Annotated in this window: 5 protein-coding genes and 1 pseudogene; 3 read left to right on the forward strand and 3 right to left on the reverse strand. The window is 72.0% G+C overall.

Going from position 1 to position 5389, the window contains the following annotated elements; translation table 11 throughout:
* Together ADY01_RS31920 and ADY01_RS31925 are read right to left on the reverse strand one after the other, a co-directional pair.
* Positions 1 to 419 (reverse strand): annotated as a pseudogene (locus ADY01_RS31920) (hypothetical protein); the annotation flags it as partial.
* Positions 420 to 631: 212 nt separating this feature from the next.
* Positions 632 to 1390 carry a S1 family peptidase gene (locus ADY01_RS31925; RefSeq protein ID WP_049580219.1) on the reverse strand — a complete coding sequence of 253 codons (759 nt, stop codon included), beginning with the start codon at positions 1388 to 1390 and terminating at the stop codon, positions 632 to 634.
* Positions 1391 to 1499: 109 nt separating this feature from the next.
* Here ADY01_RS31925 and ADY01_RS31930 point away from each other — a divergent pair, with 109 nt between their 5' ends.
* A complete protein-coding gene (locus ADY01_RS31930; RefSeq protein WP_049580220.1) occupies positions 1500 to 3209 on the forward strand; it encodes an exo-alpha-sialidase in 1710 nt (569 codons plus the stop codon).
* A 126-nt stretch (positions 3210 to 3335) separates the two neighbouring features.
* Entirely contained in the window at positions 3336 to 3854 is a 519-nt protein-coding gene (locus tag ADY01_RS31935; RefSeq protein WP_049580221.1) for a VOC family protein, read from the forward strand.
* Here the strand turns inward: ADY01_RS31935 and ADY01_RS31940 are convergent.
* Positions 3826 to 4296, reverse strand: coding sequence for a hypothetical protein (locus ADY01_RS31940; RefSeq protein ID WP_049580222.1), 471 nt, complete (start codon positions 4294 to 4296; stop codon positions 3826 to 3828). The two genes, ADY01_RS31935 and ADY01_RS31940, sit on opposite strands and share 29 nt — an antisense overlap.
* Before the next feature lie 335 nt (positions 4297 to 4631).
* Here ADY01_RS31940 and ADY01_RS31945 point away from each other — a divergent pair, with 335 nt between their 5' ends.
* Positions 4632 to 5147 carry a lytic polysaccharide monooxygenase auxiliary activity family 9 protein gene (locus ADY01_RS31945; RefSeq protein ID WP_049580223.1) on the forward strand — a complete coding sequence of 172 codons (516 nt, stop codon included), beginning with the start codon at positions 4632 to 4634 and terminating at the stop codon, positions 5145 to 5147.
* Positions 5148 to 5389 lie beyond the last annotated feature (242 nt).

The following is a 5389-nucleotide window of genomic DNA, read 5'->3' on the forward strand; positions in this document are numbered from 1 at the left end:
CCCCCGCCCCCGCCCCCGATCAGCCGGTATCGGACGGCCGCGAGGGTCGTCGGCAGCACGCGCCGCATCGACCCGGTGATCTTGCTGCGGGTGGTGGGGCGCCCGGCGTCGAGCAGGCGCCGCAACAGGGCCGCGAGCCGCTCCGGATCGGGGGGCCGCCTCTCGCCCGCCACCTCGCGGAACCAGCACTCGGTGGCCAGGCGCGCCAACCGCGCGCCGACCCAGGCGCCGGTGCGGTGCGCGCCGTCCGGTGCGCGCCACGCCGCTCCCGCCCCCGAGCCGCCCGAACCGTCGAACACCGCGATCAGCCCTTGGCGCGTTTCCCCGTGGTGCGCGGCCAGTGCCTCGGCGTCCTCGCCATGCCCGTAGACCCGCTCGGTCCACACGGTGAAACCGGCGAACCCCTCCGCCTCGCTCACCCATGCGCCATGCGGCGAAGGCGCGTTCGGCGGCTCGGCGGGCACGGGCGGAAGCTCCCTCTCCATCCCCCGCTGCATCTCCCGACTCCCCCTCAGCCATCCACCTCTGCGGGCAGTATTCCCCTGCCCACTGACGCTTGTCGAGCGCGCACGCCCCCCGGGCACGGGCCCGGGGGGCGGGGGTCTCACGCCTCGGAACGAGCCGCGGCCGGTCAGGAGTTGACCACTCCCGCGATCCATTCCTCGTGGTAGGGCACCGACACGAGGACGTCGGGCTCGTCGGCGCAGCCGGAGCCCACGCCGCGGCTGACGGTTCCGACCAGTTCCCAGCGGTCGTTCACCCACTGGAGCACCGGCGAGCCGGAGTCGCCGCCGCACAGGCCGCTCTCCACCTCCGGGCTGGTGCAGATATCCCCCTCGGCGATATCCCACTCACCGCCGACGACGCACTGCTCCCCGGGCACGACCGTGCTCTCCAACTGCCGTAGCCCGGTGGGCAGTTCGGGACCGCCGTTCACCGTGTAGCCCCAGCCGACGAACCGCACGCCGCTGCCGACCTCCGCCTCCGCCCCGGCGACGGGCAGCGTGCCGGCCCCGACGGCGGTGTCGAGGCGCATGAGGGCCAGGTCGCCCACGTTCCGCTCGACGTCGCCGAACCAGTCGGGGTGGATGACGATCTCCTCGACCCCGGCCGTCTCGCCGCCCGCCGTGCGGTCCAGTGACCCGACGCGCACGGCGAACAGCGCGGCGTCGTACACGGCGCCGGTGTCGCGGTCGGAGACGCAGTGAGCCGCGGTCAGCACCCACTCCGGGTCGATCAGCGTCCCGCCACAGGTGAACGACGAGACGCCGGTGTCGCGCAACCGGTCGATCGCCGTCATGAACGGATACTCTTCGGTCGCCTCGCCGCCACCGATGATCGTCGGCGTCACCGAGTCGGCCGCGAGCGACCGTCCAGCGTTGACGATCATGCTTCACGGAGGGTCCTCAACGTGGTGGTGTCGCGGGGATTGACGCCCTCAGATGGAGATCGATAACGTTTTTCCATCAATCTAATACGTATTAGAAGGAGTTGGAGCGATGCCCGCCCCCCTCGACCGAAGAACGCTCGTGCTCGGCGTGGCCACCGCGGCGGGCGCCACGGCCCTCGGCCAGACCACCGCGCAAGCCGCCGCCCAGCCCGCCACGCAGGCCACCTCCCAGACCACCGCGCAAGCCGCGCCCGCCGCCGCCCGCGCGGACCGGGGCCGTTACTCCGAGTCCACGGTCTTCACCGCGGGCGAGGCCGGTCTCGAGGTCTTCCACGTCTTCGGCCTGACCGTCACCCGCCGCGGCACCGTCCTGGCCTTCGCCGAGGGCCGGATCACCCAGCACGACGCCGACCCGCACCACCTCGTCTGCCGCCGCTCCACCGACGGCGGGCGCAGCTGGGGCGAGCTGCGCTATGTGCGCCGCTCCGACGGCACCCAGTCGTTCATCAACCCGACCCCGCTGCTCGACGGGGACACCGGCAGGCTCTTCCTCTTCTACGCGGAGTGCTTCCGCGACGAGGGCAACACCGGGGGCTCGCCGGACCGTTCGCGGCTGTATGTCATCGACAGCGAGGACGAGGGCCGCTCCTGGTCCGAGCCCACCGAGCTGACCTCGCTCTTCGACGGCAACCCGCACGCCTGGACCCTCCACATGCCGGGCCCGGGCCACGGCATCCGGCTCGACGACGGCCGCCTGATACTCCAGACATGGCACCGCAGGGCCATCGCGTACCCGGTCGCCGAGCGCCGCTACGGCGTCTCCGTCGTCCACAGCGACGACCACGGCCGCACCTGGCACCACGGCGGCGCGGTCCCGCTCGACGGCGCCTACCCGGTCAACGAGTCGCGCCTGCTCCAGCGCCCCGACGGCTCGCTGGCGCTGCTGGGCCGCTACGCCTCGGGCGGCACCCACCCGCGGATCGTCTCGGTGAGCGGCGACCGCGGCGCGACCTGGTCGACGCCGGTACTGGACGCGGCCGTTCGCCCCGTCAACGCGGTGGACACCGGCATCGCGCGCATCAGCGGCGGGCCGGGCGGTGCCGGGGAGACCTCCGGCGGCGGGCACGGAACGAGCCGCGTGGTCTTCACCCGCCCCGACTCGACCCAGCGGCGCAACCTCACGATCTCCCTCTCCTATGACGAGGGCATGACCTGGCCGCACAGCCGCGTCATCACCGAGGGCCCCGCCTCCTACTCCGACGCGATCGCCCTCCCCGACGGCCGCGTCGGCGTGCTGTTCGGCCGCGACCACGCGGAGGGCGTCTCCACCAGCTTCTCCGGCAAGGTCGCCTTCGCCACCCTCGACCTGGAGTGGCTCACCTCGGAGCACCACGGCTCCCGGACCCCCTCCGGCTACGACGTGGACGCCCTCCCCCTCACCACGGGCGGCGACGCCACCGTCGAGGTGGTGGAGGACCCGCACGCGGCGGGGGGACGCCGCGCCGAGCTCGCGGGCACCGACTACGGCGCGTATCTGGAGGTGACGATCGACGTCCCGCGCGGCGACACCTACGACGTGTACGCCCGCTTCCGCCACCTGCCGGGCGGCGGAACGGTCGCGGTCACGATCGACGGCGAGGGCGTGGGCGGCCCGCTCGACACCTCGACCCTGGACGTCCGCTCCTTCAAGACCGAGCACCTCGGCCGCATCCGCCTCCACGGGGGCCGCCGCAGGGTGCGTTTCACCGTGGTCGACAAGCACGTCAACGCCACGGCGCTGCGGCTGAGCCCCGACCTGATCACGCTGGCGCCCTCCTGAGCCACGCACGGTGTTTTCCGCCGATTTCTGGGCACTCGCCACTCTCGTCACCTTCGTCACCCTGCCCACCCTGCGCACCGTGCCACGCCGCCGGTGGGCCGTGCACCCCGTGGAAGGAGCCGCGCGATGCCCGAGCAGCAGACCGTTCCGGAGAAGGACCTCGGCATCGGCCTGACCAAGGCCAACCACGTCGGCATCGCCGTGCGCGACCTCGACCGGTCGATCGCCTTCTACCGCGCGCTCACCGGGCGGGAGCCGTTCGTGCGCGACCGCATGGCGGGCATCGAGCCCATGTACGGCGCCCGGCTCACCGGGCGCGTACGGCCGGGCGGCGCCATGCTGCGGTACGCCACGGTCCAGCTGACCAACATCAACATCGACATCATCCAGTTCGAGGAGCCCACCCCGGGAACGGCCGAGGCGGGCCCCTCGGACGCGGGGGCGATGCACCTCTGCTTCGAGGTGGGCGACCTCGACGCCGTCTACGACCGGATGACGGCCGCGGGCATCGCGTTCGACGCCCCGCCGTTCACCTTCGACGAGGACAACGCCCCCAAGGCGGTCGGCACCCAGGTCGCCTACTTCTCCGACCCCGACGGCGTGAGCCTCGAACTGATCAGCCCCGCCGGCTCGTTCTCCCGTTGAAGCCCGGGAGCCGGGCCACCGGCGCCGCCGCGCCGACGCGCCAGTGCCAGCAGGTCAGGCCCACCGCGGCCGCCGCCCAGACCAGCCCGAGCCACTGATAGGCCTCGTAGCCCGCGCAGTTGTGCACGGCGATCACGCTGTGCTCCGCCAGCTTCCGGCACGAGGCCGGCGTGCCGACCACGGCCTGCGTCGGCCAGCCGCACACCATGACCGCGATCAGCCCGCCCACCGCGCCGAACGCCCCGGCGGCGGCCCCGCGCCCCCACCGGTCCCCGGCATCCCGGGGCACCGGCCGGTAGAACGCCGCCATCTGCGACGCCTGCGCCACACCGAGCGCGAGACTCAACCAGTCGAAACGCCCATCGCCCAGCGACAGCGTGATCACCGTCGCCACGACGGACGACCACAGCGCCGTGTGATCGGCCCTGAACCGCTCGGACATACCGCGACAGTAGCCCCGCGGGCGACCATGGCCGACCATACGGAGAACTATCCACCGTAAAGAGCTATCGCTCCCACCGATACCGCGAGACGGGCGCGGGGGACCACATCCAGCCCAACTCGCCCGGCCCGCAAGAATCTTGTGCCGACTTATTGCCCTTCAATGGTCCAGATGGCATGGTCTAGACCTAGCGGAGAGTGAAGGTCGTTGACAGCAGGCTACGTTGATCGACCACACGGTCCACCGCCTTCACCACCCCCCATCTCGCCGCCGGGGCTCGCGCCGGACCTCCAGCCCCGCACGACCCCCACCGGCGGCACAAGGCAGGAGTTGTCATGCACAAGAAAACCAAGCTGGCCGCCGTGATCGGCGCCGCCATCGCCCCGCTCATCGCGGTGAGCCTCCCCGCCTCCACGGCGAGCGCCCACGGTTACATCAACTCACCGGCGAGCCGACAGGCCCAGTGCGCCGCCCGCGTCGTCTCCTGCGGCTCCATCCAGTACGAGCCGCAGAGCGTGGAGGGCCCGAAGGGCCAGCGCAACTGCCACGGCGGCGTGGCCCGTTTCGCCGAACTGAACGACGACAGCAAGGGCTGGCAGCGCCACAACGTCGGCGTCTCCACCACCTTCCGCTGGACGCTGACCGTCCAGCACCGCACCAGCACCTGGCAGTACTACGTCGGCAACACCCTGGTCGACGAGTTCGACGATCAAGGCGCCATCCCCGGCACGACCGTGACCCACAACGTCGACTTCGGCAATATCCGCGGCAACCAGAAGGTCCTCGCCGTCTGGAACATCGCGGACACCGGCAACGCCTTCTACGCCTGCGTCGACGTCAACATCCGCTGACGCGTTCCGCGAACGTACCGCGGCTGCGGAGTTCCGGCGGGCGGGGAGTCGCGGCGGCCCATGGCCGACGCGAATGCCTTCCCAGAGCGTCGGTCCGGACGCTCAAAGACAGGCGGCGCGATCCCTCCCCGCGCGCCGGATGTACAGCGCCACGCTCGAAGAAGTGCACCGACCCTGCCACGCGCGCCGACGAGTGGGAACGCCGCGGACCGGGCACCCGAAAGCCCACCCCGGCAAGTACC

The organism is Streptomyces sp. SBT349 (assembly GCF_001083795.1).
Classification (GTDB): domain Bacteria; phylum Actinomycetota; class Actinomycetes; order Streptomycetales; family Streptomycetaceae; genus Streptomyces.